General features: G+C 74.8%; 21 protein-coding genes and 1 pseudogene. 12 read left to right on the top strand and 10 right to left on the bottom strand.

The features are described from left to right. The first annotated feature begins 212 nt into the window (after positions 1-212). From ACH4SE_RS01535 to ACH4SE_RS01505, 7 genes are all read left to right on the top strand, one after another. Positions 213-551, top strand: coding sequence for a YbaB/EbfC family nucleoid-associated protein (locus tag ACH4SE_RS01535; protein WP_398541229.1), 339 nt, complete (start codon positions 213-215; stop codon positions 549-551). A gap of 80 nt (positions 552-631) precedes the next feature. After that, a complete protein-coding gene (gene recR / locus ACH4SE_RS01530; RefSeq protein WP_398175486.1) occupies positions 632-1,231 on the top strand; it encodes a recombination mediator RecR in 600 nt (199 codons plus the stop codon). Continuing rightward, a complete protein-coding gene (locus ACH4SE_RS01525; protein WP_398541228.1) occupies positions 1,224-1,946 on the top strand; it encodes a DUF5063 domain-containing protein in 723 nt (240 codons plus the stop codon). Before recR ends, ACH4SE_RS01525 begins: the two co-directional genes overlap by 8 nt. A 226-nt stretch (positions 1,947-2,172) precedes the next feature. Continuing rightward, the gene (locus tag ACH4SE_RS01520) at positions 2,173-3,486 is read left to right on the top strand and encodes an aspartate kinase (RefSeq protein WP_398541227.1); all 1,314 of its coding nucleotides are present in this window, start codon (positions 2,173-2,175) and stop codon (positions 3,484-3,486) included. A gap of 615 nt (positions 3,487-4,101) precedes the next feature. Then, complete coding sequence (locus ACH4SE_RS01515) at positions 4,102-4,746, top strand: SigE family RNA polymerase sigma factor (RefSeq protein WP_398541226.1); 645 nt, start codon at positions 4,102-4,104, stop codon at positions 4,744-4,746. After that, the gene (locus tag ACH4SE_RS01510) at positions 4,743-5,945 is read left to right on the top strand and encodes a hypothetical protein (RefSeq protein WP_398541225.1); all 1,203 of its coding nucleotides are present in this window, start codon (positions 4,743-4,745) and stop codon (positions 5,943-5,945) included. The genes ACH4SE_RS01515 and ACH4SE_RS01510 overlap by 4 nt, the downstream gene beginning before the upstream one ends. A 141-nt stretch (positions 5,946-6,086) precedes the next feature. Beyond that, entirely contained in the window at positions 6,087-6,950 is an 864-nt protein-coding gene (locus ACH4SE_RS01505; protein WP_398541224.1) for an SURF1 family protein, read from the top strand. Here the strand turns inward: ACH4SE_RS01505 and ACH4SE_RS01500 are convergent. From ACH4SE_RS01500 to ACH4SE_RS01485, 4 genes are all read right to left on the bottom strand, one after another. After that, complete coding sequence (locus ACH4SE_RS01500) at positions 6,930-8,945, bottom strand: S9 family peptidase (RefSeq protein WP_398541223.1); 2,016 nt, start codon at positions 8,943-8,945, stop codon at positions 6,930-6,932. The two genes, ACH4SE_RS01505 and ACH4SE_RS01500, sit on opposite strands and share 21 nt — an antisense overlap. Positions 8,946-9,042: 97 nt before the next feature. Beyond that, a complete protein-coding gene (locus ACH4SE_RS01495) occupies positions 9,043-9,528 on the bottom strand; it encodes a universal stress protein (RefSeq protein ID WP_398541222.1) in 486 nt (161 codons plus the stop codon). 161 nt (positions 9,529-9,689) lie between these two features. Beyond that, positions 9,690-10,283 (bottom strand): TetR/AcrR family transcriptional regulator, encoded by a 594-nt coding sequence (locus ACH4SE_RS01490; RefSeq protein WP_398541221.1) that lies wholly within the window; start codon positions 10,281-10,283, stop codon positions 9,690-9,692. Positions 10,284-10,294: 11 nt separating this feature from the next. Continuing rightward, positions 10,295-10,846, bottom strand: a complete 552-nt coding sequence (locus ACH4SE_RS01485) for a GNAT family N-acetyltransferase (protein ID WP_398541220.1) — start codon at positions 10,844-10,846, stop codon at positions 10,295-10,297. 73 nt (positions 10,847-10,919) lie between these two features. Here ACH4SE_RS01485 and ACH4SE_RS01480 point away from each other — a divergent pair, with 73 nt between their 5' ends. Beyond that, positions 10,920-11,849 carry an NAD(P)-dependent oxidoreductase gene (locus ACH4SE_RS01480; RefSeq protein ID WP_398541219.1) on the top strand — a complete coding sequence of 310 codons (930 nt, stop codon included), beginning with the start codon at positions 10,920-10,922 and terminating at the stop codon, positions 11,847-11,849. Positions 11,850-11,949: 100 nt separating this feature from the next. On the opposite strand, the gene ACH4SE_RS01475 is transcribed toward ACH4SE_RS01480, so the two are convergent. Further along, positions 11,950-12,615: a hypothetical protein gene (locus tag ACH4SE_RS01475; protein ID WP_398541218.1), complete on the bottom strand. Its 666-nt coding sequence runs from the start codon at positions 12,613-12,615 to the stop codon at positions 11,950-11,952. A 292-nt stretch (positions 12,616-12,907) separates the two neighbouring features. Between ACH4SE_RS01475 and ACH4SE_RS01470 the strand changes: the two genes are divergently transcribed. Together ACH4SE_RS01470 and ACH4SE_RS01465 are read left to right on the top strand one after the other, a co-directional pair. Then, positions 12,908-13,936 (top strand): ArsR/SmtB family transcription factor, encoded by a 1,029-nt coding sequence (locus tag ACH4SE_RS01470; protein WP_398541217.1) that lies wholly within the window; start codon positions 12,908-12,910, stop codon positions 13,934-13,936. Positions 13,937-14,165: 229 nt separating this feature from the next. Beyond that, positions 14,166-15,398, top strand: a complete 1,233-nt coding sequence (locus tag ACH4SE_RS01465; RefSeq protein WP_398541216.1) for a S8 family peptidase — start codon at positions 14,166-14,168, stop codon at positions 15,396-15,398. A 123-nt stretch (positions 15,399-15,521) separates the two neighbouring features. Here ACH4SE_RS01465 and ACH4SE_RS01460 read toward each other — a convergent pair whose 3' ends face one another. From ACH4SE_RS01460 to ACH4SE_RS01445, 4 genes are read right to left on the bottom strand one after another with little or no spacing between them, the layout of a single operon-like run. Further along, a complete protein-coding gene (locus ACH4SE_RS01460) occupies positions 15,522-16,142 on the bottom strand; it encodes a response regulator (protein ID WP_398541215.1) in 621 nt (206 codons plus the stop codon). Continuing rightward, a complete protein-coding gene (locus ACH4SE_RS01455) occupies positions 16,139-17,704 on the bottom strand; it encodes a histidine kinase (protein ID WP_398541214.1) in 1,566 nt (521 codons plus the stop codon). Before ACH4SE_RS01455 ends, ACH4SE_RS01460 begins: the two co-directional genes overlap by 4 nt. Beyond that, on the bottom strand, positions 17,662-18,519 hold the full coding sequence (locus ACH4SE_RS01450) for an ABC transporter permease (RefSeq protein ID WP_398541213.1): 858 nt from the start codon (positions 18,517-18,519) through the stop codon (positions 17,662-17,664). The genes ACH4SE_RS01455 and ACH4SE_RS01450 overlap by 43 nt, the downstream gene beginning before the upstream one ends. Next, positions 18,519-19,379: an ABC transporter ATP-binding protein gene (locus ACH4SE_RS01445; RefSeq protein WP_398541212.1), complete on the bottom strand. Its 861-nt coding sequence runs from the start codon at positions 19,377-19,379 to the stop codon at positions 18,519-18,521. The genes ACH4SE_RS01450 and ACH4SE_RS01445 overlap by 1 nt, the downstream gene beginning before the upstream one ends. A gap of 179 nt (positions 19,380-19,558) precedes the next feature. Between ACH4SE_RS01445 and ACH4SE_RS01440 the strand changes: the two are divergent. Together ACH4SE_RS01440 and ACH4SE_RS01435 are read left to right on the top strand one after the other, a co-directional pair. Further along, positions 19,559-21,027: pseudogene (locus ACH4SE_RS01440) on the top strand (DUF2252 domain-containing protein). A gap of 32 nt (positions 21,028-21,059) precedes the next feature. Further along, positions 21,060-21,467, top strand: a complete 408-nt coding sequence (locus ACH4SE_RS01435) for an SHOCT domain-containing protein (RefSeq protein WP_398541211.1) — start codon at positions 21,060-21,062, stop codon at positions 21,465-21,467. 85 nt (positions 21,468-21,552) lie between these two features. Here ACH4SE_RS01435 and ACH4SE_RS01430 read toward each other — a convergent pair whose 3' ends face one another. Beyond that, complete coding sequence (locus ACH4SE_RS01430) at positions 21,553-25,653, bottom strand: molybdopterin-dependent oxidoreductase (RefSeq protein WP_398541210.1); 4,101 nt, start codon at positions 25,651-25,653, stop codon at positions 21,553-21,555. Positions 25,654-25,852 lie beyond the last annotated feature (199 nt).

Raw genomic sequence — 25,852 nt, 5'->3', positions numbered from 1 at the left:
CTCCGGTCGGAGTTCTCGGGCGGCGCGATCCTCCGTACGGCGTAGGACGCGGCAGGGGGCGAGCACGTAGGCTCGGCGTGTCACGGACGGCAGGGTGCGAGACGATCGAGAGACGGACCGGACCGGTACGGGGAATCGTGCCGGAGGGATCCGGGACGGCAAGTGGCAAGGACGAGGGTCGTCCGGCGGACGATGCGAGGCAGGAGCGAACCATGAATCCCGGTGGTCAGCCGAACATGCAGGCGCTGCTCCAGCAGGCGCAGAAGATGCAGCAGGACCTGGCCGCGGCCCAGGAGGAACTGGCCCGCGCCGAGGTCGAGGGCACGGCCGGCGGCGGACTGGTCACGGCGACCGTGTCCGGCGCGGGCGAGCTGCGCGCGCTGGTGATCGACCCCAAGGCCGTCGACCCGGAGGACACCGAGACGCTGGCCGACCTCGTGGTCGCCGCCGTGCACAACGCGACGGCGGTGGCACAGGAACTGCAGCAGCGCAAGCTGGGGCCGCTCGCACAGGGCCTCGGCGGCGGCGGCGGGCTGCCCGGACTCTTCTGACGGCCCCGGGCGCACCGGCGGCGTTTCCGGCCGGCCGGTGACCGCAGACCCGACCCCTCCTCCCCGAAAGGCGACCCGGCGTGTACGAAGGCGTGGTCCAGGACCTGATCGACGAACTGGGCAGGCTGCCCGGCGTGGGTCCCAAGAGCGCGCAGCGGATCGCCTTCCACATCCTGCAGGCCGATCCCGCCGACGTGCGCCGGCTGGCGCACGCGCTGGCGGAGGTCAAGGCGAAGGTGCGCTTCTGCCAGGTGTGCGGGAACGTCGCGCAGGACGAGCTGTGCCGGGTGTGCCGGGACCCGCGCCGCGATCCGTCGGTGATCTGCGTCGTCGAGGAGCCCAAGGACGTGGTCGCGATCGAGCGGACCCGCGAGTTCCGCGGGCGGTACCACGTGCTGGGCGGGGCGATCAGCCCCATCGACGGGGTCGGGCCGGACGACCTGCGGATCGCGGAGCTGCTGCGCCGGCTCGCCGACGACTCGGTCACCGAGCTGATCCTGGCGACCGACCCGAATCTCGAGGGCGAGGCGACGGCGACGTACCTCGCCCGGACGGTCAAACCGATGGGTTTGCGTGTGACGCGCCTGGCCAGCGGACTGCCGGTGGGCGGCGACTTGGAGTACGCGGACGAGGTCACGCTGGGGCGGGCCTTCGAAGGGAGGCGGTTGCTCGATGTCTGAGACCGTGGTGAACAGGAGCCCGCAGAGTGCCGCGAGCGGCGCCGCCGCAGGGGCCGTCGAGCCCGTCGTGGCGCTGCCGCGCGAGCAGGAGCCGGACGAATACGCCGTCCAGATCGCCGACCAGATCGAGAGCTTCATCCTCTCGGTCCGCGAGGTCGCCAAGGGCGACGACCCGGACAGCGCCGTGCCGTACCTGCTGCTGGAGGTCTCGCAGCTGCTGCTCGCGGGCGGCCGGCTCGGGGCCCACGAGGACTTCGTGCCCGACGAGCGCTACGAGCCGGACGCCGGTCCCGAGCCCGACGAGGACGACCTGCGGCAGCGCCTCGCGACGCTGCTGGAGCCGATCGACGTCTACTCCGAGGTCTTCGACCCCTACGTGCCCCGGTCGACGCCGGTGGCCTGCCGGATCTCGGACGACATGGCCGACGTGGTGGCCGATCTCACGCACGGGCTCACGCACTTCCGGGCCGGGCGGGTGTCGGAGGCGCTGTGGTGGTGGCAGTTCTCGTACCTGTCCAACTGGGGATCGACGGCGAGCGCGAGCCTGCGGGCCCTGCAGTCGCTGGTGGCGCACGTACGGCTGGACAGCCCGCTGGACGAGCTGGACGGCCTGGACACGGGCGGCGAGGCGGACGACGAGGAGGAGCTGGCGGAGGAGGCCGGCCGCGTCATGGAGGCCGAGCTGGGGACGATGGGGCTGGGCCCGGCGCGGTGACGGTGCCGGGCGTGCCGGAGGACCGGGCGTGCCGGCGTGCCGGCGGGGGACTGCGTCCGCGGCGGCGCGGCTCAGGATGCGGGCCTCGTCCGGGCGGATGTCTTCCGGTGTGATCGGGTGATCATTCTCTGAGCGTCACATCTCACCATGCGATACGTTCCGGGCGAATCGGGCCTGCTCGTTAAACTGGGCCGACCGCATTCACATCCCTGAGCGAGGAGCGCACGTGGGCCTTGTCGTGCAGAAGTACGGCGGCTCCTCTGTCGCCGATGCCGAAGGCATCAAGCGGGTCGCACGCCGGATCGTGGACACCAAGAAGAACGGCCACCAGGTCGTCGTGGTGGTCTCGGCGATGGGCGACACGACGGACGAGCTAATCGATCTCGCGGAGCAGGTGTCGCCGATCCCGGCCGGCCGCGAATTCGACATGCTGCTGACCGCGGGAGAGCGCATCTCCATGGCGCTGCTGGCGATGGCGATCAAAAACCTCGGCCACGAAGCGCAGTCCTTCACCGGCAGCCAGGCGGGTGTGATCACCGACTCGGTGCACAACAAGGCGCGGATCATCGACGTCACGCCGGGCCGGATCCGTACCGCGCTCGACGAGGGCAACATCGCGATCGTCGCCGGCTTCCAGGGCGTGTCGCAGGACAAGAAGGACATCACCACCCTCGGGCGGGGCGGCTCGGACACCACGGCGGTCGCGCTGGCAGCGGCGCTCGACGCCGAGGTCTGCGAGATCTACACGGACGTCGACGGCGTCTTCACCGCGGATCCGCGCGTGGTGAAGAAGGCCCGCAAGATGGACTGGATCGCCTTCGAGGACATGCTGGAGCTGGCCAGCTCCGGCTCGAAGGTGCTGCTGCACCGCTGTGTGGAGTACGCGCGGCGCTACAACATCCCGATCCACGTGCGCTCGTCCTTCTCCGGGCTCCCGGGCACCTGGGTCAGCAGCGAACGGCCCGAGGGCCTGGAACCGCGGCCGGTGCCGCACCACGTATCGCAAGGAGGCAGCCCAGTGGAGCAGGCGATCATCTCCGGTGTCTCGCACGACACCTCGGAGGCGAAGATCACGGTCGTCGGGGTGCCGGACAAGCCCGGCGAGGCGGCGACGATCTTCCGGGCCATCGCGGACGCCGAGATCAACATCGACATGATCGTGCAGAACGTGTCGGCCGCCACGACCGCGCTGACGGACATCTCCTTCACGCTGCCGAAGGCCGAGGGGCACAAGGCGATGGAGGCGCTGTCGCGGGCGCAGACCGTGATCGCCTTCGACTCGCTGCGCTACGACGACCAGATCGGCAAGATCTCGCTGGTCGGCGCGGGGATGAAGACCAACCCCGGGGTGACGGCGACCTTCTTCGAGGCGCTGTCCAACGCGGGCGTCAACATCGAGCTGATCTCGACCTCGGAGATCCGCATCTCCGTCGTCACCCGGGCCGACGACGTGAACGCGGCGGTGCAGGCCGTGCACACGGCCTTCGGGCTGGACAGCGACAGCGACGAGGCCGTGGTCTACGGCGGCACCGGCCGCTGAGCGTCCGACCGGACTCGGCCGGACCGCATCCGGCCGGATCCGGCTCCGGCCGCATCCGGCTCCGACCGCATCCGGCTCCGACCGAACGGACCCGGACCGACCTGGACCCGGGCAGGACCGGTCGGAACCAGGCAGGACCGGCCGGATTTCGGCTGAACTTCCGCCGCGATTGCGGCGAATCGGGAGAAAACCGGCCGAATTCGGCCAGATGGTGGTCTGGACCACTTGAAATCCGCCGGTACAACCCTGGAGAATCAGCTCCCCCGTGGCCGCAACCGCAGGCCACGGGGGAGCGTCTTTGTGTCAGCGCGCTACCGGGTGCTGTCCGGGGTGCTGCACACACCGAATGTGGACGGGGGCCGTCGGTGCAATTCTGGCGCTGAGGGAAGAGCTGGTGCGCATGGGGATAAATGACGCTCCGTCGGGTGGGGTGCCTTGCGCGTACAACCCTGACAAGGGGATGCGTGTCCAACTGGCGTGGCGGAGGCACTGGCTATCGATACGGCACTGGGGCGAGCGGCGGTCGTACCCGTCGTCCAGCCGGCGCTCCCGGCCGACCCGGCCCCTGCGGTGCGCCCCGCCGGGAAGAAGCGGGCGCCGTACGGAGGGCTTCCGGTGATCGCGCCCTGGCCGGTGGCGCGGGTGACGCCCGCCGCACCGGACACGGCGACGGCCGATGGCGAGCAGACGGACACGGACGAGCGGGCCGGTACGGAAGCCGGCGGCCGCGCCGACGGACGTCCGGGCGCTGACGCCGCGATGGCCGCCGGCACCACGGTCGACCACCTCACCGAGACCTACCGCGCCCACTACCGCGCCCTGCTGGGCCTGGCGGCCCTGCTGCTCGACGACACCGCATCCTGCGAGGACGTCGTCCAGGAGGCCTTCATACGGGTGCACTCCGCCCGCAGCCGGGTCCGCGACCCCGACAAGACCCTCGCCTACCTCCGCCAGACGGTGGTCAACCTCTCGCGTTCGGCCCTGCGCCGCCGCATCCTCGGGCTGAAGCTGCTCTCCAAGCCGATGCCCGACATGGCCTCCGCGGAGGAGGGCGCCTACGAGCTGCTGGAGCGCGACCAGCTCAAGGCCGCGATGCGCTCCCTGCAGCGGCGGCAGCGTGAGGTGCTGGTGCTGCGGTACTTCGCCGACATGACCGAGGCGCAGGTCGCCGAGACGCTCGGGATATCGCTGGGCTCGGTGAAGGCGTACGGCTCGCGGGGCATCGCTGCCCTGCGGGTCGCCATGGAGAGCACGACATGACCGCGGCCCCCGGCGCACACGAGGACGACACCCCCGAACCCGAAGCCATGAACCGGCACCACACCTCCGACCCCGACCCGGCCCGCAGCGCCCTTCCCGGCCGGGCTCCCGCCGCCGCCTCCCGCCTCGACGCGGGCGCCGGCGCAGACGCAGTGCGCGAGACGGACGAGGAGGCGCTGCGCGACCTCTTCCGCCAGGCCGTGCGCGACCTGCGGCCCTGCCCCGACGCGCTGGAGCACCTGCGCCGCGCCGTGCCCGCCCGGCGGCTGCACCGGCGGCAGGCGGTGGCCGGCAGCGTCGCCGCGCTGCTGCTGGTCGGCGCGGCGGTGCCCGCGCTGGTCCACGCCGCCGCCGGGCACGGCAGCCCCGCCGCGGCCCCCGCCGGCCCCGGCGGCACCAGCTCCGCCGAGCGTGACCGGGGCGGCCGCGCCGACGCCTGGGGAACCAGCGGCGGCGCCGGGGCGACCAGCCCCGGCCAGGACGACGGCGCCGGGAGCCAGGCAGCGGCGTCCGGTGGCGACGGCGACTCCGCGGGCGTGGCCACCAGCCCGGGCAGCCCGCCGCCGCCCGCCGCCCCGGCCTGCTCCAGCTCCCAGCTCGGCAGGGGCAGCAGCGGAGCCGTCCCCGACCCGGACGGACACGTCCACGGGTGGTTCCGCGTCGCCAACGTCTCCACCTCCGCCTGCACCGTGCCGCCCGGCCCCGCCACGGTGGGCGTCATCGCCCAGGGCGGCGCCGACCCCGCGCAGATCACGGTGGTCAACCACACCGCGGGCGACGCCGCCGTGGAACTGCCCGCGCCCTCCGACGACGACCAGCCGCTCGTCCTCGCACCGGGCGAGACCTACCAGGTGGCCTTCGCCTGGGTGCCCGCCGACACCGGGCCGGGCGGCTGCCCCCCGAGCGGCCCGCCCACGGCGAGCCCCACCGCCTCGCCCACTCCGACGGACACCGGCGCCCCCGCGGACGGCACGGACGGCGCCGCCGCGGCGGCCGCGGCCTGGTCGGACAATCCGCAGGCGGGCGGCCCGTCCGTCGGCTCCCCGCCCGCCACGACGGCGCCGGCCACCATCGCGCTGACCCACACCCCGGCCGCCGGCGCGCCGCTCGTCGTGGGCCCGACCCTGCAGGACGCCTGCGCGGGAACCGTCTACACCACGGCCCCGGTCGCGGAGAAGGCGCCCGACGGCAGCTCCTGACCCGCGGCCCGCCCCTGGAACCGCGCGGGCCCTGGGCCGCCGCCCACCCCTGAGCTGCCGGGACACCGCCCTGACCTGGACCCGGCGGGGGGACCGGGTCCCGGTGGCGGGCGGCGCGGCGCTGCCCCGTACCGTGGGGGTGTGTACCGGTTCCTGCTCACCCCGCGCTGGCTGGCCGTCGGCGCGTTCGTGGTGCTCGCCGTCGTCGTGTGCGTCTTCATGGGCACCTGGCAGCTGAGCCGCTTCGAATTCCGGGTGGACCAGCACCGGGACGCCAAGAGCTCCCAGGCCCACGCGGCGGAGCAGAAGCCCGTACCGCTCGGCGGGGTGCTGCCCGACACCAGGGCCGAGGTGCCCTCGGACGCCTCCGGCCGCCGGGTCACCGCGACCGGCCGCTACGACGCCGCGCACCAGCTGCTCGTCCCGGACCGCCGGCTCGACGGCCGTGACGGCTACTACGTGCTCACCCCGCTGCGGCTCGACGGCGGCGCCGCGCTGCCGGTTGTGCGCGGCTGGCTGCCGGGCACGGTGCCCGCGAGCGGCTCCACCGGGGCGGTGCCGGCCGCGCCCTCCGGCGAGGTCACCGTCACCGGCGCCCTGCAGTACCCCGAGACGGCGGGCAGCAACGGGGTGCCCACCGCGCCCGGCGGACTTCCCGCCGGTCAGCTGGGCATCATCAGTGCCGCATCGCTGGTCAACCTCCTTCCGTATCCCGTCTACAACGGCTGGATCACCGCGACCGACGCCGCCGCGCCCCTGAAGTCCGTGCCGCCGGTGGCGCCGCCGAACAGCGGCCTGGACCTCAAGGCCTTCCAGAACCTCGGCTACACCGGCCAGTGGTTCGTCTTCGCCGGCTTCGTGGTCTTCATGTACTTCCGGCTGGCCCGGCGGGAGGCCGAGGCCCGCGCCGACGCCGAGCTGGGCCTCCTCCCGCCGTCCGGCCCGGGTGCGGGACCCGGGACCGGAGCCGGGGCGGCGGCCGGGTCAGCCGCCCACGTGGCGTAGGGCGAAGGCCAGCTCCAGCCGGACCTGCTTGATGCGCTCCTCGACGACGAGCGAGCCGTGGCCCGCGTCGTAGCGGTACACCTCGTGCGGCTTGTCCAGCTTCCGCAGCCGCTCCACGTAGTTGTCGATCTGGCGTATCGGGCAGCGCGGGTCGTTCATCCCGGCGCTGATGTAGACCGGGGCGGTGACCTGCTCGACGTACGTCAGCGGTGAGGAGGCCGCGTAGCGCTCGGGCACCTCGGCGGGGGAGCCGCCGAAGAGCGTGCGGTCCAGCGCCTTGAGCGCCTCCATCTCGTCGGCGTACGCCGTCGGGTAGTCCGCGACGGGCACCGCGGCTATGCCCACCGCCCAGTCGCCGGGCTGGGTGCCGAGGCCCAGCAGCGTCAGGTAACCGCCCCACGAGCCGCCGGTGAGGACCAGCCGGGCCGGGTCGGCCAGGCCCGACGCGACCGCCCAGGCGCGGACCGCCGCGATGTCCTCCAGCTCGATCAGGCCGACGCGGTGCTTGAGCGCGTCCGTCCACTCGCGGCCGTAGCCCGTCGACCCGCGGTAGTTGACCCGCACCACCGCGAAGCCGTGGTCCAGCCATGCGGCGGGGCCCGCCGCGAAGGAGTCCGACTCGTGCCACGTCGGGCCGCCGTGCACCTCGAAGACGGTGGGCAGCGGGGCCGCGCCGGGACCGGCGGTGGGCGGGCGCTGCACCAGGGCGTGGATCGGGCCGCCCGGCCCTTCCACCCAGACGTCCTCCACCGGTACCGAGTCGGGTGCGCGCAGGCCCGCCGCCTCCAGCACGACCGCGCCGGTGGTGGAGCGCACCGCGGGCGGCCGCTCCGCCGAGGACCACAGGTACTCCACCGTGCCGTCCGGCCGGGAGGTGGCGCCGCTGACCGAGCCGCGGGGGGTGTCCAGCGCGGTCAGCGAGCCGTCCGCCAGGTCGTACCGGAACAGCTCGCTGCGGGCGTGGTAGTCGTGCACCAGCAGCAGCGCGCGGGCGTCCGGATACCACTCGGCCTGCACGTCGCCCGGCAGGTCTATCTCCGGGAGGGTCTGCTCGCCGCTTGTCACGTCCCAGATCAGCGGCAGCCAGCGGTCGGAGCGCTGGTGGCCGACCAGCAGTCGCGGATCGCCGGGCACGGGGGCGAAGCCCCAGCTGTCGAGGCCCAGCTCGCGCAAGCCGCCCTGGGTGTCGTCCAGCTCGGCGACCACCGAGCCGTCCGCGACCCGCAGCACCCGCAGGGCGCTGTGCATCGCGTCGCCGTGCTCGGTGTGCTCGATGACGACGAGCGTGCCGTCCTCGGAGAGGTCGCCGACGCCCGCGGACTCCTCGTGCCGGTAGATCTCGTACGGCTCCGCGCCGTCCGGCGGTACGACGTGCACGGTCGTGCCCTCGTCGTCCGTCGAGCGGCCGACGACCGCGACGCCGCCGGCACCGAGCGCCAGGCCCGCGGGGTAGGACGGGGCCAGGCCGGGGGCTGCGGGCACGTCCTCGCCGCCGCCGAACGGCTGGCGCATCCACACGCCGAACTCGTCCCCGTTCGTGTCCGAGAACCACCAGACCCACTCGCCGTCCCGGCTCAGCGTGCCCTCCGTCGTGCCGTTCGGCCGGTCGGTGACCTGGCGGCGCTCGCCCGTGCGGCGATCCCACGCGTACAGCTCGTACGTACCCGTCACGTCGGAGACGTACAGATTGCGCTCCGGTGCGTCCTCCGCCCACTCCGGCAGGCCCACGCGCGGCGCACGGTACCTCTTCTCCCAGTCGGGGACCCTGGTCTCCCACTCGGGGACCCGGCCGTGGGGCTCGCGCCTTGACGCGGGGCGCTCGGCCGTGACCGTGTCCTGCCCCTCCGCGGTGGGAGGCGCTGTGAGGACGGCGGGCGCGCCGACGGCGGGCGGGGCGGCCACGGGCGGGGCCGGCGGTACGGGCCGGGCTGATACGGCGGGCGCCGCGTCGGATGCGGGTGCGGACCCGCTGGCGGATCCGGTCGTCTCGTTCATGCCCTCCATCATGCTCCGCCGGGCATGCCTCACGAGCGGCCGTCGGCCAGGCTGTGGACAACTGTGAGCAGGCCCCTGACAAAGCGGGGAGCTCGCGTTATTCCTGGGGCGTGCCGTCCGCCGTCCCGGTGGCTTCCGGGTCGTCGTCGGTTCCGCGCACCACGACCACCGGGCAGCCGGCGTGGACGGTGACGGTGTGGCTCACCGAGCCGAGCAGCGTGGCGCGGAAGGTGCCGCGGCCGCGGACCCCGACGACGATGAGGCCGGCGTCGTCCTCGTCCGCGCGGTCCAGGATCGCCTGGGCGGCGTTGCCCAGGACGACGACCTGCTCGACGGTCTGCGCCTGGGCCGGCGGGAGGGCGGTCCTGACCGCCTCCGCGAGCGCCTGGGCGGCGGGCTCCTCCATGTCCAGGTCCTGCGGAAGACCGGGGATGCCGGCCCAGCCGAACGCGCCGGGCAGCTCCCACGCCATGACGGCGACGAGCCTGCCGCCGGTCAGCTCCGCCTGCCGGCCGGCCCAGCGCAGGGCCTGCAGGGAGGGCGTCGAGCCGTCGACTCCGACGATGATCGTGTCGTTCGGCATCCTGTCGGACCTTTCCCTCGCGCGGGCGGTGGAGGATGGGCGGCTACCCGCTGCTTGGGAGCGTAAGCACTCGCCGGGGGCGGCGCGACCGGAGCACGGGCGCCCGGCGGCCGCGCGGCCCGGGCCGTCCCCGCCGTTCCGCGCGGCCGGCGGATCCGGCGTCAGGGGCGGGCAGCCGCGTCCAGCAGGGGGGCGAGTTCGGTGGCGACCGCGGTCAGGGGAGCGGTGGACTCGTGGGCGCGGCACAGGAGGATCGCGCCCTCCAGGGCGGAGATCATCAGGGTCGCCAGGGACGGGGCGCGGCCGGCGGGCACGCCGAGGCTCACCAGGGCCGCGGTCAGGGGCGTGGTCCATGCGGTGAAGGCGGAGGCGGTCGCCGCGCGGGCGGAGGGGGTGGAGGCCGTGGAGTCGACGGTCGCGGCGGCCACCGGGCAGCCGGTGACGAAGCCGGCGGATTCGAACTCGTCGATCCACTGCTGTGCCATCGCGGCGAAGAGGGCGCTCGGGGTGGGGTCCGGCAGGCCGGCCAGGTACCGGTCGACGCGCCTGCCCGCGTAGCGGCCCGCCCAGGCGACTGCCTCGTTGACGACCTGCTCCTTGCCGCCGGGGAAGTAGTGCTGGAGGGAGCCGCGCGGCGCCTCGGCGCGGGCGGCGATGTCGCGCATGCCGGTCGCGCCGACGCCGTCACGCCGGATGAGCTGGGCCGCGGCGAAGACCATGCGCTCCCGCGGGCCGTGGGTGCGGGGTGCAGTCATCGCCGGCCTCCTCAGGGTGGGTCCAGCTTATAGACGCCGCTCGGGCCGTCGGAGGTGTACGCCAGGTGGGCGGCCGGCAGGCGCCGGCCCAGGGCGCGGAGCAGGGCGGGCCGGCCGGGCAGCACGGTCGCGGTGACGCGCCGGACCCCGCGGGCGCGGGCCCGGGTGAGCAGCAGCTCCAGCATCGCGTGCCCGGCGCCCTGCCGCTGCCAGGGGTCGCCGACGAGGACGCCCAGCTCCGCCGCCGTAGCGCCCGCGGGCAGGGCGAGGCTCGCGAGGCCGGCCAGTCGGCTGCGCGCGCCGTCCCGCGCGTAGGCCACCACTGCGTCGTGCCGCTCGGGACTGCCCGCGAGCACCTGTTCCAGGTACTCGGCGGGGAGTGCGCGCACGGGGCCGAAGAAGCGCAGCCGGACGGTCTCGGGCGAACAGACCGCGAAGAGGGCGTGCAGTGCGGGAGCGTCCGCGGCGCGTACGGGCGCGGTCCGCCAGCGCGAGCCCGCCGCGGGGAGGGGCCGGCCGGAGGCCCCCGGCTGCCGGGCGGAAGGCTCTATGACGGTCGTCATAAGGACCAGTATTATGACGGCCGTCATAGGCCGCAACCCGGCGGGGGCGGCCCGGCGGAAAGGGTGCGCCCGCATGGACGGGAACGGAATCGGCTTCCTCGGGACCGGCGTCATGGGGCGGCCCATGGCGCTCAACCTGCAGCGGCGGCAGCCGCGGCACGCGCCGATCACGGTGTGGAACAGGACGCCCGGCAAATGCGCGGACCTGCGGGAGGCGGGGGCGCTCGTCGCGGACTCCGCCGCGGAGGTGCTGCGCACCTGCGACGTGGTCTTCCTCATGCTCGCCGACGGCGCCTCCGTCGACGACGTCCTCGGGCGCGGCACGGACGCCTTCGCCGGACGCGTGCGGGGGCGCACCCTCGTGCACATGGGCACCACCTCGCCGGGCTACTCGCACGCCCTGGAAGCGGACGTCCGTGCGGCGGGTGGGCGCTACGTCGAGGCGCCGGTGTCGGGTTCGCGCGTGCCCGCGGAGGCCGGGCAGCTGGTCGCGATGCTCGCCGGCGAGCAGGCGGCGGTGGACGCGGTACGGCCGCTGCTCGCACCTGTGTGCCGGGACGCCTTCGCCTGCGGGCCGGTGCCGAACGCCCTGCTCACGAAGCTGGCCGTGAACCTCTTCCTCATCACCATGGTCACCGGCCTCACCGAGGCCTACCACTTCGCCGACCGGCACGGACTGGACCGGGACCGTTTCCTCGCCGTGCTCGACGCCGGGCCCATGGCCAGCGCGGTCTCGCGGATGAAGGCGCCCAAGCTGCGCGAGCGCGACTTCGCCGTCCAGGCCGGCGCGGTGGACGTCCTCAAGAACAACCGGCTCATCGCCGACGCGGCGCGCGCCGCCGGGCTCGCGTCCCCGCTGCTCGACGTCTGCCACGCGCTCTTCACCGAGACCGTGGCCATGGGCCACGGCGACGGCGACATGGTCGCGGTCCTGCACGCCATCGAGGCCCGCACGTCCGCCGCCGGAGGGGAGCCGTACGGGCCGGCGCCGCAGGCCGGGTGACGGACCGGCACATTGCCACGCCGTCGCAATGTGCCACGCCGTCCCGGTCGCGCGCCCGCCCGCGGTGCCCGGGACCGGGGCGCCGCGGGCGGAGGGGGCCTCAGGCCAGCGTCGCGCAGATGTCCTCGTACGGACCGCTCAGGGCCAGCAGCTCCCTGCTCGTCACGCCGCCGGCGGTGCTGACCTTCACCGACATGAAGGTGCTCGCCACGATCCACCGGTTGTGGACGGGCCGGTCGGTGGTGTGGAAGGCGGCCGACCAGTCGTTGCCGCTGAGGACGTACGAGTCGGGGGTGGGGTAGGTGATCACACCCGTGCCGGAGATGTCGCGCACGATGCTCCTGCCGGTGTCCAGGTTGGTGACCTCCATCAGCAGCGGACCGTCCTCGATCGCGAGGACCGGGGTGCCCGCGGAGTCCGTCCACGTCCGCATCCGCAGGTCGCTCACCGGGAATTCGGTGTGCGTCGGGAAGGCGCAGACCTCGCCCGCGGGATAGTCCCTCGGCGACTCGCTCGGATGGGTCACCACCGGGCCCTGCAGGCCCTGCAGGTCCTGCACGGTCGCCGGTACGCCCGGCAGGTCCGGGACGGCGGTCGCGGGCCCGTCCTGCGCGCGGGCCGGTGCCGCGAGGACGGCGGCCAGCGCGCCCGCCGCCAGCACTACCGCGCCCGCCGTCCGGAAGGGAGCCCGCCGTGCGGCCGTTGTGCCCTCGCCCGCGTCCGGTGCGCCCGTCCGGCGCGCCGCAGCCCCTTGCCGTGCCTTCATGCCACGTCCTCCCGTTCCGTGTGCGCGCCGCCGCGCCTGCGACGGCGCATGTCCTGCGTCCCGTGCGGGGACGGTGCCGTCTTCCCGCCGCGTTCGGGCGCGGCCGGGCGCCGCGCCGCACGCGCCGGTGAACACCGCCCGGACGGCGGCCCGCCGTGCGGGGCGCTCCCGAGCTCCCCCTCCCCGTACGCTCGAAAGCACCCCGCACCCACCACCGTGCCGGGCGAAGAGGACGACGGCGCTACGTTTCGGCCCTGGTCGAAGCGAAAGCCGAGGCGAATGGGGGACGTTCGTGCGCATCCACTTCACGCTGACCGACCTGGCGCGCACCCGGATCGCGAGCCGCCCCAGCCCGCTGGCGGCCACCACCTTCAGCGCCTTCCGGCTCACCCAGCGGGCCGGCACTCCGCGGCTCGACGACTGGCGGCGCCTGGTACGCGCCGGGCTCGCGCTCCTCGACGCCCCGGCGCCGCACCGGCCGCGGCCGTGGCAGCCGTACTTCGCGCAGCTGGCGGCCTCCGACCCGGCGCACCCCGTGCCGCGCTTCCTGCGCCCGCACATCGGCCTGGAGAGCCTGGAGGACGAGCTCCAGCGGCTGCTCGGCACGCCGTCGCAGGCGCTGCGCGCCGACCTGGAATACGTCGGGCGGCACCGTCCGCTGCCGGGCTGGGCGCGCGACCTCGCCGCCGGTGACCCGGCCACGGCGGAAGGCCTCGCCTCGGCCGTGCGCGCCTACCACCGGGTGGCCGTGGCGCCGTACTGGCGCCGGATCACCACGGCGCTCGCCGCGGACGGCGCGGCCCGTGCCCGGCAGCTCGCCGAGGGCGGCGTCGAGCAGGTGCTGAGCGGCCTCGGGCCCGATATACGGTGGCGGCCGCCGGTGCTGGAGGTGCGGACCACGGCGCCGGTCGCCTACGACTACCACCTGCGCGGACGCGGCCTCGTCCTCGCGCCCGGGGCCTTCGGCGGCTACGTGCCGTGCGATCCGGACGACGAGCAGCCGACGCTCTACTACGAGGCCGGTGCGGGCGGCTGCGCCCCGCACCCTTTCGCCGTGCCACCGGGCGCCGGGGAGCCGCACGCGGGTCTGGCGGCGCTGATCGGGCACAGCAGGGCGGCGGTGCTGGAGGTCATCGCGGACGGCGTGACGACGGGTCAGCTCGCGCGGCGGGTCGGGCTGTCGCCCGCGTCGGCGAGCGAGCACGCGAGCGTGCTGCGGCGGGCGGGGCTCGTCGTGACGCGGCGCAGCGGACGGTGGAGCCATCACAGCCTGACGGCTCTGGGGGCGGAACTGCTGCTCGCCGGCGGCGGGGGCGGGTGAGCGGGGCGTTACCGTGCCCCCCGCGCTCCGGGGCCGTGCGTGGGGCGCCGCCGCGGCCCGGCCCGGCGGGGGCCGGGCGCGGTTCCCCGCGTCCCCCGACAGCGCCGCCATTCGGCTGGTCCGGGGGCGGGGGGTACGTGTGTCGGGCGGGGGAGGGGGACCGGCCGTCGGATCGTAAGGGCGCTCGTCTGCGCTCTGCCCACCGTCGCCCTCCCCCTCGGAGCCCCCCATGCGTCTGTTCGCGCGCGGTCTGTCGGCCGCCGCCCTGGTGCTCGCACCGCTGGCCGCGACAGGTACGCCTGCCGCCGCCGCCATCCCCGTGCCCACGCCGGAGGCGACGCTCGCCCCGCTGCGGACGCATGAGAACGCCATCGCCGGCCAGTACATCGTCACACTCGACAAGGCGCTGGACCCGGCGTCGACGGCGCAGAAGATCGGCGTCACGCCCTTCTTCACCTACAGCAGCGCGCTGCACGGCTTCGCCATCACGCTCACCACGCCGCAGCTGGACGCGCTGCGTGCGATGCCGGGGGTGACGTCGGTCGAGCAGAACGCCCCGGTCAGCGCCTTCGGCCTCGCGCACACGACCGGCACCACCGGCACCGCCGCGCCGCTGCTCGACCCGTCCGGCAGCAGGGTCAAGGCGAACTCGTGGGGGCTCGACCGCATCGACCAGCGGCAGCTGCCCCTGGACGGGCAGTTCAACACCGTGGGCAGGGGCGCGGGCGCCACCGCGTACATCATGGACACCGGCATCGACTACGGGCACAGCGAGTTCGGCGGACGGGCGGTGCCGGGCTTCGACGCGATCGGTGACGGGCGGGACGGGCGGGACTGCCAGGGGCACGGCACGCACGTGGCGGGCACGGTCGGCGGGGCCACCTTCGGTGTCGCGCCGCAGGCCAGACTGGTCAGTGTGCGCGTACTGGGCTGCGACGGCACGGGCAGCTGGGCCGGGATCATCGCGGGCTTCGACTGGGTCGCCCGGAACGCGCAGCAGCCGGCGGTGCTGAACGCCTCGCTCGGCGGCGACTTCTCCCCCGCCGTCAACGACGCCGCCGACGCGCTGGCCGACGCGGGCGTGCTGCCGGTGGTGGCCGCGGGCAACAGCGGCCAGGACGCGTGCGACGTCTCCCCGGCGAGCGCGGGCGGAGCCTTCACGGTCGGCGCCACGACCTCCTCCGACCGGCAGGCGGGCTTCAGCAACTTCGGCCGCTGCCTGGAGATGTACGCACCGGGCCAGGACATCGTCTCGGCCCGGATCGGCGGGGGCAGCGTCGCGGAGTCCGGTACGTCCATGGCGAGTCCGCACGTCGCGGGCGTCGCCCTGCTCTACAAGGCGGCGCACCCGGCCGCCGGCACGGTGGAGGTCGGCAACTGGCTGCTCGGCGCGTCCACGCACGGCGTGCTGGCCGTGAGCTCCGGCTCCCCGGACAACCTGCTCTACACCGGCGGTCTGTGACCCCGTGCGACACCCCGCGGGCCGCCCCGTCACGGAGGAGCGGCCCGCGCTGGCGTGCGGCCCGGATCCGGCACCTGTTGCCACGGCCCGTCGCCGCACCTGGTGCGGGCGTTCGGCGGCGGCTCAGAGGAGGCCGAGGCGCATCGCCGAGGTGACGGCGGCGGTGCGGTCGTCGACACCGAGCTTGCCGTAGGCGCGCAGCAGATGGGTCTTGACGGTGGACTCGCCGATGAAGAGGCGGCGGCCGATCTCCGCGTTGGTGCAGCCCTCGGCGACGAGGCGGAGGATGGCGGTCTCGCGGTCGGAGAGGTGCGGGCGCTCGGGGCGGGCGCGCAGGTGGTCGACGAGGCGGGCGGCGACCGTGGGGGCGAGCACGGTCTCGCCGCGGGCGGCGGCCCGGACGGCGTCGGCGAGCTCGCCGCGCGCGAGGTCCTTGAGGAGGTAGCCCGCCGCCCCGGCCTCGACGGCGCGCAGGATGTCGCCGTCCGTCTCGTAGGTGGTGAGCACGACGACCCGGCAGGGCAGTCCGGCCGCCGTCATCCGGACGATGGAGTCGACGCCTCCGCCGCCGGGCATGCGCAGGTCCATGAGCACGATGTCCGGCAGCAGCGCGGCCGCCTGGGCCTCGGCCTGCGGGCCGCTGGACGCCTCCCCGACGACGTCGAGGTCGTCCTCCGCGTCGAGCATCGCGCGCAGGCCCTCCCGGACGACGGGATGGTCGTCGGCGAGCAGGATGCGGATCACGGGGCGCTCCTCGGGGCGTCGGCGGGCCCGGACGGCGCCGCGGGCGGCGGGCGGTCGGACCCGGGCGGTACGTGCGCGGGCGGTACGGACCCGGGCGGTACGTGCGCGGGCGGTACGGACCCGGGCGGTACGTGCGCGGGCGGTACGGGCCCGGGCCCGGAGGACACGGCGGCGGCATCGGGCGGTACCGCGGCCGATCCCGGCCCGGCGCCGGAGGGCACGTCACCCGCGCCGGACGCCCCGGGCGTGGCGTCCCCGGGCCGCGGCGCCGCCCCCGGCGTCAGCGGCAGGCACACCGTCACGCACGTCCCGGTGCCCGGCGCGCTGCTGACCGTGACCGTACCGCCCAGCTCGGCGGCCCTGGCGCGCAGCCCGGGGAGGCCGTAGCCGGCGCCCGGCGCGGCCCCGGGGGTGAAGCCGCGCCCGGTGTCGCTGACGGCGACGCGGAGGGCGTCGGCGGCGTAGTCGACGTCGAGGGCGACGGGAACGGCGGCCCCGGCGTGCCGGCGGGCGTTGGCCAGGGCTTCCTGGCAGCTGCGCAGGGCCACGACCTCGACGGCCGGGGGGAGGCTCCTGACGCGGCCGGTGACGGAGACCGTCGCGGGGGCGCCGCTCTGCTCGCGGTGGCGGGCGGCGAGGCGGTGCAGGGCGTCGGGCAGCGAGGCGCCGTCGAGGCCCGCCGGGGCGTTGCCGGCCACCAGGGCGCGGGCCTCGGCGAGGTTCTCGCGGGCGGTGCGCCCCATGAGTTCCAGGTGGCGGCGGGCCTGTGCGGGGTGGGTGTCCAGCTCGCCCTCGACGGCCTGGACGAGCATGACGAGGCTGGTGAAGCCCTGCGCCAGGGTGTCGTGGATCTCGCGGGAGAGCCGCTCGCGCTCGGCGAGGGCGCCGCGTTCGGCGGACAGCCGGGCGATCTCACCGCGGCTGGCCTCCAGTTCGGCCAGGAGCCGGGCCCGCTCGGTGCTCTGCTCGATGATGCGGATGATCCAGCTGCCGACGACCGCCGAGAAGGCGAGCGTGACCATGCCGAAGACGGAGTTGTAGAACAGGTCGTGCGTGCTGGGCCGCCAGACGACGGCCCACGCGGCGACCGGCGTGACGTTGACGACGGCCACGGCGGCCAGGGCGCCGGGCACCCGCAGCAGCATGAAGCACTGCGGCACCAGGGCGAAGGTGGCCAGCCGGGTCTCGCCGACAAGGGTCGCGGGCGGCAGGAAGAGCAGCACCAGGCCCGCCAGGTAGCGGACGGCGGCGCGGCTCCCGGTCGTCTCGGCCTGCCGGCACAGCAGTGGCCGGCCCACGGCCGCGTACCAGGGAACGGGCAGGCAGAACAGGCACGCCGACACCACGCGCACCCGCAGCCCCGGGCTCTCGGCGGACAGCGCGAAGAGGACGGTGCCGAGCCACACCACCGCGAAGTACAGGTCCCACGGCAGGAAGCTGCGCTCCCACACGTGCCCGTCGCCGGAGGACCCCGCGGGGTCCTCCGGCGACGGGCCCACCACCCCGGACGGCGACACGCTCACCCGTCGTCCCGGCTCTTCCAGCGGAAGGTCAGCAGGCACAGCACCAATCCTCCGACGCACCAGGCGGCGAGCACCAGGGCCGTGCGGCCGTACTCCCAGCTGCCCGCGGGCTCCAGCGCGGCGGCGGCCTGCGGCAGGAACACCCCGCGCAGGCCCTGGCAGAGCCACTTGAGCGGGAAGAACGAGCCGACGGTCAGCATCCAGTCCGGGACGGTGTCGACGAGGATGTAGACGCCGGAGATGAACTGGAGCACCAGGAAGGGCAGCACGACCACCGAGGTGGCGCTGCGGGCGGACTTCGGGACGCTGCTGACGGCGATGCCGAGCAGCGCGCACGCGGTGATGCCGAGCACGAAGATCCAGCCGAAGGTGAGCCAGCCGGCGGCGTCCGACGGCAGGTCGACGTCGTAGACGGTGGCGCCGAAGACCAGCAGCGCCGCGGTCTCCAGCAGCCCGGTGACGAGGACCAGCCAGATCTTGCCGAGGAAGTACGCGGCCGGTGGCATCGGGGTGCCGCGCAGCCGCCGCAGCACCTTCTCGTCGCGCTCGACGGCGATGGAGATGCCGAGCGACTGGAAGCTGGTGGACATGATGCCCGCCGCCGTCATCGACGCCACGTAGTACTGGGACGCCGTGGAGCCGGTGCCGGCCATGTCGTCGTGGAAGATCGAGGCGAAGAGGAAGAGGAAGACGATCGGGAAGGCGAAGGTGAAGATCACCTGTTCGCGTTGCCGGAAGAAGAGTCTGATCTCCATCGCGCCGCGCACCATGCCGAGCCGCCATGCGCCCGGGAGCGCGGTCCCGCCTGTGCCGCGCGCCGCGGGCGCCGCCGCCGTTGCCGTGGTCCCGGCCATCACGCGTCCTCCGATCCGGTGATTCCGATGAGCCGCAGGTAGACGTCCTCGAGCGTGGGCCGGGTGACCCGCAGCTCGGGGATCTCGCCGTCGAAGCGGCGGGCCAGCTCGCCGACCGTACCGGTCGGGGTGTCCGTCTCGGTGCTGCGGGCGGTGCCGTCCGGCTCCGTCCAGCGCACGGTCGCCCGGGCCTGCGCGCGCCCGGCGAGCGAGGCGGGCGCGCCCTCGGCGACGACGCGGCCGGCGGCTATCACCGCAAGCCGGTCCGCCAGCGCCTCGGCCTCCTCCAGGTAGTGCGTGGTCAGGATGATCGTGGTGCCCTCGGCCGCGAGGTTGCGGATGAGCGACCAGAACTGCCGCCGGGCCGCCGGGTCGAAGCCGGTCGTCGGCTCGTCCAGCAGCAGCAGCTCGGGGCTGCCGATCACGCCGAGCGCCACGTCGAGGCGGCGCCGCTGGCCGCCGGACAGCGCCTTGGTGCGCGCGTCCGCCTTCCCCGCCAGGCCCACCAGCTCGACGACCTCGGCGGGGTCACGCGGCCGCGGGTAGTAGCGCGCGAAATGCCGCACGGTCTCGGCGACCGTCAGCTCCGCCGCCGCGGACTCGTCCTGCCAGACGATCCCCACCCTCGCCTGCCAGTCGCGCGACGCGCGGCCCGGGTCCTGGCCCAGCACCGTGACCTCGCCCCCGTCACGCCGCCGGTGGCCCTGCAGGATCTCCACCGTCGTGCTCTTTCCGGCCCCGTTGGGCCCCAGGATCCCGAACACCTCACCGCGCCGGATGCGGAGATCCACCCCGTTCACCGCGTCGACCTCGCCGTAGCGCTTGCGAAGCCCGCGGACCGTCACCACGTCGTCCGTCATGCATCCACGATCCCGCCGCGCCCGCGCCCGGGGAACGCCCTGACGGTCACGGTGGGGTCCACCGAACGGTGGACAGCGGCCGGCGCACCAGGCCCGCCCGGACGCCGGGGCGCGTCCGCCCGCGTGGCGGCTTCCCCGGGCCGGGGTGATGATGGGGGCACCGGAGGGCGGTGGGGCTCATGCGGCGCAACCACACCCCCGCCTCCGCGGGTGCACTGGCCGCTCCGCGGCGCAGCACCGCGGAGCGGGCGGCACACGGCAAGGCCGTCAGGCGGCACGTACCCCGCTCGGCGCACGCCCGCTACGAGGCGGGCCCGGACCGCTTCGACCCCGTCGCGGTGCTGGAGCGGCAGTCCGCCGACCGGGTGCCCGAGCTGGTGCCGCTCCGCTACGGGCGCATGCTGGAGTCGCCCTTCCGCTTCTACCGCGGTGCCGCCGCGATCATGGCCGCGGACCTCGGCGCCGCCCCGCACACCGGCCTGACCGCACAGCTGTGCGGCGACGCCCATCTGCTCAATTTCCGGCTGCTCGCCTCGCCGGAACGGCGCCTCGTCTTCGACATCAACGACTTCGACGAGACGCTGCCCGGCCCCTTCGAATGGGACCTCAAACGCCTCGCGGCCAGCCTGGAGATCGCCGCCCGCGCCAACGGCCTGTCCGGCGGGCGCCGCACGGCGGTCGTCCGCGGGGCCGTGGAGTCCTACCGCGAGCGCATGCACCTCCTCGCGGGCATGGGCACCCTCGACATCTGGTACGCCCTCGACGACGCCGACCAGCTCGGCGCGCTCTCGACCGGGGACCCCGGCACGGGCCCGGACAAGGCCGTCCGCAAGCGGACGGGCAAGGCGCTCGCCAAGCCCGCACCCGGGACACCGCGCAGGCCTTCGGGCGGCTCGTCCACGTCGTCGACGGCCGGCCGCAGATCGCGGCGGACCCGCCGCTCCTCACCCCGCTTCGCGACCTGCTGCCGCAGGACGCCGAAGGCGGCGGAGCCGGCGAGCTCACCGGCTGGCTGCACGGGCTGCTGCAGGCCTATGCGCAGAGCCTGCCCGCCGAACGGCAGCTGCTGCTCAGCCGCTTCGACGTCGTGGACATGGCCCGCAAGGTCGTCGGTGTGGGCAGCGTCGGCACCCGCTGCTGGGTGGTCCTCGCGGTCGGACGGGACGCGCACGACCCGCTCGTCCTCCAGGCCAAGGAGGCCGGCCGGTCCGTCCTCGCGCCGTACGTGGGCGGCCCGGGCGCCGGCCGCGGGCACCAGGGGCGGCGCGTCGTGGAGGGCCAGCGGCTGATGCAGTCCGCCGGGGACATCCTGCTCGGCTGGGTGCGCGTCACCGGCCTCGACGGGCGGCAGCGGGACTTCTACGTGCGCCAGCTGCGCGACTGGAAGGGCATCGCCCGGCCGGAGACCATGACGCCCGAGATGCTGCGGCTCTTCGCCCGGGTTTGCGGCGGCTCGCTGGCCCGCGCGCACGCCCGCTCCGGCGACCCCGTCGCGATCGCCGCCTACGCCGGCACCGGCGACGCCCTCGACCGGGCGCTCGGCGAATTCGCCGAGGCCTACGCGGACCGCAACGAGGCCGACCACCAGGCCCTCGCCGCCGCCGCGTCGGACGGCCGTGTGACCGCGGCCGCCACCACTTCCCGCTGACAGCGCTCACCACGCAGAACCGGAGGCAACCCATGAGCGACACCGTCTATCTCGCGTACGACTACCCCGTGCTCGGCGCCTTCCTGACCGCCCTGTGGGTCTTCCTGTGGGTGCTGTGGGTCTTCCTGCTCTTCCGCATCGTCGTCGACATCTTCAGGGACGACGACCTGGGCGGCTGGGCCAAGGCCGCGTGGCTGATCTTCGTCCTGGTCCTGCCCTTCCTCGGCGTGTTCGTGTACGTGTGCGTGCGCGGCGGCAGCATGGGCCGGCGCGAGGCGCGGCACGCGAAGGCGCAGCGCGCGGAGTTCGACGACTACGTGCGCAAAACCGCCGGGTCCGGCGGGTCCGCGGACGAGCTCGCCAGGCTGGCCGAGATGAAGCGCGAGGGGCACCTGACCGAGGAGGAGTTCCAGCGCGCGAAGGAGAAGATCCTCAGCTGAGCGGGCCGCACCGGAACGGAGCAGTCCGGGACGGGCCGGTGCACCGCCGGGACACGGCGGTGCACCGGCCCGCCCGCCGTGCGCGTCAGTACACGTCGCGCACGTAGCGCTTGTCGGCGGCGAGCTGCTTGAGATGGGCGGTGGCCGCCTCCGGCGTCATCCCGCCGTGGGTGGTGGCGATGGTGTGCAGCGCGCGGTCCACGTCCTTGGCCATACGGGCGGCGTCCCCGCACACGTAGAGGTGAGCCCCGTCCTGGAGCCAGGACCACAGCTGCGGCCCGTGCTCGCGCATCCGGTCCTGGACGTACACCTTCGCGCGCTGGTCGCGGGAGAAGGCGGTGTCGAGCCGGGTGAGGGTGCCGTCGGCCTGGAAGGCGGCGAGCTCGTCGGCGTAGTAGAAGTCGGTGGCGCGGTGCTGCTCGCCGAAGAAGAGCCAGTTGGGGGCGCGGTGGCCGCGGGCGCGGCGCTCGTCGAGGAAGCCGAGGAAGGGCGCGACGCCCGTGCCGGGCCCGACCATGACCATCGGGGTGGTGGGGTCCGCTGGGGGCCGGAAGTGCGGGGCGCGGCGGACCTGCACGGGCACGGCCGTGCCGGGCTCGGCGTCGGCGAGGAAGGGCGAGCAGACGCCGCCGCGGGGACGGCCGCCGGGGCTCTCGTACCGGACGACGGAGACGGTCAGCGCGATGGCGTACGGGTCGGTGAGCGGGCTGGACGATATGGAGTACTGCCGCGGCTGGAGCTTCTTGAGCACGGCGACCCATTCGGCTGCCTCGGCGCGCACCGCGTACTCCGCGATGACGTCCACCGCCTGCCGGCCCCACGACCAGGCGGCCAGCTCGTCCTTGTTGTCGGGCCGCAGCAGCTTGCGCAGCAGCCGGCCGTGGGTGTGGTCGCGGTCGCGCTCGGCGAGGAAGCGCAGCAGGTCGGGGGTGATGCGGGTGATGTCCAGGTGGTGCCGCAGGGCTTCGTGCAGGGAGACGTCACCCGTGCCCGGGAGGGTGACGGCGGTGTCCGGGGAGAGGCCGGTGACGTCGAGCCACTCGGCCACCAGTGAGGGGGCGTTGACGGGCATGACGCTGAGCGCGTCCCCCGCCTCGTACGGCAGCGGTACGGCGCTGTCGCGGGTGTCGAGGACGAAACGGCGCACCTCCTTGGCGGCGCCCGGCAGGCTGAGCAGCCGGTTGCCGGTCAGCCGTGCGACGCCGGGCGCGGGACGGGGCTGCCTGGCCGGTGCGGGTACGGCCGCGGGTGCGGCCGCGGGTGCGGCGCCGGAGCCCCCCAGAGCGGCGAGCACCTGGTCGAGCCACGCGAGGGCGGACGGCTCGTAGTCCGGTTCGCAGTCGGTGCGCGGCGCGAGGCGGACGCCGCCCAGCTCGCCGAGCCGCTCGTCGAGGCGGCGGCCGTGGCCGCAGAAGTCGGCGTAGGAGGAGTCGCCGAGGGCGAGCACGGCGTAGCGGCGGCCGTCGAGCCGCGGGGTGTCGGCCGCGGTGAGGGCGTCCCAGAAGCCGCTGCCGTTGTCGGGGGCGTCGCCGTCACCGAAGGTGCTGGTGATGAGCAGCAGGTCGGCGGTGGCGGGCAGGGCGGCCGGGGAGACGTCCGCCATGCCCAGGAGGGTGGCGCGGTGCCCGGTCCCGGCCAGCCGCTCGGCGGCCGCGGCGGCGAAGTCCTCGGCGTTGCCGGTCTGCGAGGCCCACAGCACCACGACGTCCCGCCCGGCGGGCGCCGGCGCGGCGGCGGGCGCGGCCGTGCCGGGCACCCGCGAGTACATCCCGGCGAGCGCCCCGTTGACCCACAGCGCGTGCTCGGGCGTGAAGGGCGCGTCCGCCGGCAGCACGGGAACGCCGGCGAGACCCGACCCCAGCCCGGCGAGGAAGCCCACGAGGTAGCGCCGTTCGGGCTCGTCGAGCACCGGCGGGGCGACGTCCTGGACGCCGAAGACGCTCGCGGCCGCGTGGGGCACCCCGCCCGCGCCGCCGGTCCCCGGGCCCGCCTCCGGCCCCGAAGGGCCTGCGAAGGGGCCCGGGAGGGCCTGCGCGGGGGCTTCCACGGCGGGCGCCGCGGCGACCCGCGTCAGCGACACCGCGCAGACCTTCAGCTCGGGCTGGAAGGACACCGGGTCGACCGCGTCGCTCGTCACCGCGTTGACGCTCAGGTACTCGCCGAAGAGGTCGTTCCAGTGGAAGGGTGCGAAGCAGCAGCCCGGCAGGACGCGGTCGGTGAGCACCGCGGGCAGCACGGCCCGCCCGCGCCGGGAGGCGACCTCGACCGTGTCGCCCTCGGCGATGCCCAGCTCGGCGGCGTCACGCGGGTGCAGTTCCACGAAGGGCCCGGGGTTGAGGCGGTTGAGCTTGGGCACGCGGCCGGTCTTGGTGAGGGTGTGCCACTGGTGCTGCACCCGGCCGGTGTTGAGCAGGAACGGGAAGTCGTCGTCCGGCATCTCCGCGGGCGGCACGTGCGGGCGGGGGTGGAAGACCGCGCGGCCGCTGGGGGTGGGGAAGCGCAGCCCGCCGTCCTCCCGGACGTAGCGGACCGGGTTGCGGTCGGGGCCGTCGGCGGTGGGGGCGGGCCACTGCACGGGGGTGCCGCGCAGCCGCTCGTACGTCACGCCGCGCAGGTCGTAGCCGGTGAGCGGGTTGTGGGCGCGGCGGATCTCGTCGAAGATCTCCTCGGCGTCCGCGTAGTCGAACGCCTCCCCGTACCCCATGGCCCGGGCGACGCCCGCGATGATCTGCCAGTCCGGCAGGGCCTCACCGGGCGGGTCGACGGCCTTGCGCGCGAGCGTCAGGTTGCGCTCACTGTTGACGAGGACGCCGTCCGACTCCGTCCACATGGCGCCGGGCAGCACGATGTCGGCGTACGCGTTGGTCTCGGTGTCGGCGAAGACGTCCTGTGTGACGACGAACTCGGCCGCCTCCAGGCCCTCGATGACGGTGCGGCGGTTCGCCACCGAGGCGACCGGGTTGGTGCAGATGATCCAGCAGGCCCTGATCTCGCCGTCGGCCATGCGCCGGAACATCTCCACGGTGCCGCGTCCGACGCCGTCCGCCCGGACCGTGCCGGGCGGCAGGCCCCACAGCTCCTCCGCGAAGGCGCGGTCCTCCGCGACCTGCACCGAGCGCTGGCCGGGCAGGCCCGGGCCCATGTAGCCCATTTCGCGGCCGCCCATGGCGTTCGGCTGGCCGGTCAGCGAGAACGGGCCGCTGCCGGGGCGGCAGATCGCACCCGTCGCCAGGTGCAGGTTGATCAGGGCGTTGGTGTTCCACGTGCCGTGCGTGGACTGGTTCAGGCCCATCGTCCAGCAGCTCACCCAGTTGGCGGCTCCGCCGATCAGCTCCGCGGCGCGGCGGATGTCCTGCTCCGCCAGGCCGGTCGTTTCTGCGACCTGCGGCGGTGCGTAGTCCGCGAGGAAGTCCGGCATCGCCTCCCAGCCCTCGGTCCAGCGCGCGATGAAATCCGGGTCGGTGGCGCCGTCGGCGTGCAGCAGGTGCAGCAGGCCGTTGAGCAGCGCGAGGTCGGTACCGGGGCGCAGCTGGAGGTGGAGATCCGCCTTCGCGGCGGTCGCGGTGCGCCGCGGGTCCACGACGACGAGCTTCGCGCCCTGCTTGACCCGGTCCATCATGCGCAGGAAGAGGATCGGGTGGCAGTCGGCCATGTTCGAGCCGATGACGAGGAAGACATCGGCACTGTCCAGGTCCTCGTACGAGCCGGGCGGGCCGTCCGCGCCCAGCGACAGCTTGTAGCCGCTGCCCGCGCTCGCCATGCACAGCCGGGAATTGGACTCGATCTGGTTGGTGCGCAGGAAGCCCTTGGCGAGCTTGTTCGCCAGGTACTGGGCCTCCAGGCTGAGCTGGCCCGAGACGTACAGCGCCACGGCGTCCGGGCCGTGCTCGTCGACGATCGCGCGCAGGCGGCGGCCGGTCTCCGCGATCGCCTGCGCGGTGGGCGAGGGGACGGGCTCGGCGCCGCGCTCGGCCCTCGTCAGGGCGGTCGTCAGGCGGCCGGGGGCCGCGAGCATGTCCGCGGTCGTCGCGCCCTTCGTGCACAGACGGCCGTGGTTCGCCGGGTGCGAGGCGTCGCCGCGGGCCCTCAGGACGGTACGGCGGCCGTCCGGGCCCGTTCCCACGTCCAGCAGCAGCCCGCATCCGACGCCGCAGTACGAGCACGCTGTACGCACCGTCGTGGTCACCTGCGGGTCCCTCCCACCCGCGGCCGCCGCGGCCGCGCCAGCGACACGCTAGGCGCGGCCGATTTCGCGGGGATCACTCCGTGGGCCGCCCGGGGTTACACCCTCCTTACAGCCCGCCGGGCGGGGCGGTGAGGCCTTCCCGCCGGGGCGGGTGGCCCTTCGCGCCCCGGTGCCTCCCCGCGGCCTGCGCGGGCCCCCG

Source organism: Streptomyces sp. NPDC020983, assembly GCF_044333485.1.
Classification (GTDB): Bacteria; Actinomycetota; Actinomycetes; order Streptomycetales; family Streptomycetaceae; genus Actinacidiphila.
This window is presented reverse-complemented; position numbering and strand designations above follow the sequence as displayed.

Bases quoted from the DNA above. Each gene is read 5' to 3' on its own strand.
- ACH4SE_RS01535 (WP_398541229.1), top strand. From the start codon at position 213: ATGAATCCCGGTGGTCAGCCGAACATGCAGGCGCTGCTCCAGCAGGCG.
- ACH4SE_RS01525 (WP_398541228.1), top strand. From the start codon at position 1,224: ATGTCTGAGACCGTGGTGAACAGGAGCCCGCAGAGTGCCGCGAGCGGC.
- ACH4SE_RS01510 (WP_398541225.1), top strand. From the start codon at position 4,743: ATGACCGCGGCCCCCGGCGCACACGAGGACGACACCCCCGAACCCGAA.
- ACH4SE_RS01500 (WP_398541223.1), bottom strand. From the start codon at position 8,945: ATGAACGAGACGACCGGATCCGCCAGCGGGTCCGCACCCGCATCCGAC.
- ACH4SE_RS01495 (WP_398541222.1), bottom strand. From the start codon at position 9,528: ATGCCGAACGACACGATCATCGTCGGAGTCGACGGCTCGACGCCCTCC.
- ACH4SE_RS01490 (WP_398541221.1), bottom strand. From the start codon at position 10,283: ATGACTGCACCCCGCACCCACGGCCCGCGGGAGCGCATGGTCTTCGCC.
- ACH4SE_RS01485 (WP_398541220.1), bottom strand. From the start codon at position 10,846: ATGACGACCGTCATAGAGCCTTCCGCCCGGCAGCCGGGGGCCTCCGGC.
- ACH4SE_RS01480 (WP_398541219.1), top strand. From the start codon at position 10,920: ATGGACGGGAACGGAATCGGCTTCCTCGGGACCGGCGTCATGGGGCGG.
- ACH4SE_RS01475 (WP_398541218.1), bottom strand. From the start codon at position 12,615: ATGAAGGCACGGCAAGGGGCTGCGGCGCGCCGGACGGGCGCACCGGAC.
- ACH4SE_RS01465 (WP_398541216.1), top strand. From the start codon at position 14,166: ATGCGTCTGTTCGCGCGCGGTCTGTCGGCCGCCGCCCTGGTGCTCGCA.
- ACH4SE_RS01450 (WP_398541213.1), bottom strand. From the start codon at position 18,519: ATGGCCGGGACCACGGCAACGGCGGCGGCGCCCGCGGCGCGCGGCACA.
- ACH4SE_RS01445 (WP_398541212.1), bottom strand. From the start codon at position 19,379: ATGACGGACGACGTGGTGACGGTCCGCGGGCTTCGCAAGCGCTACGGC.
- ACH4SE_RS01435 (WP_398541211.1), top strand. From the start codon at position 21,060: ATGAGCGACACCGTCTATCTCGCGTACGACTACCCCGTGCTCGGCGCC.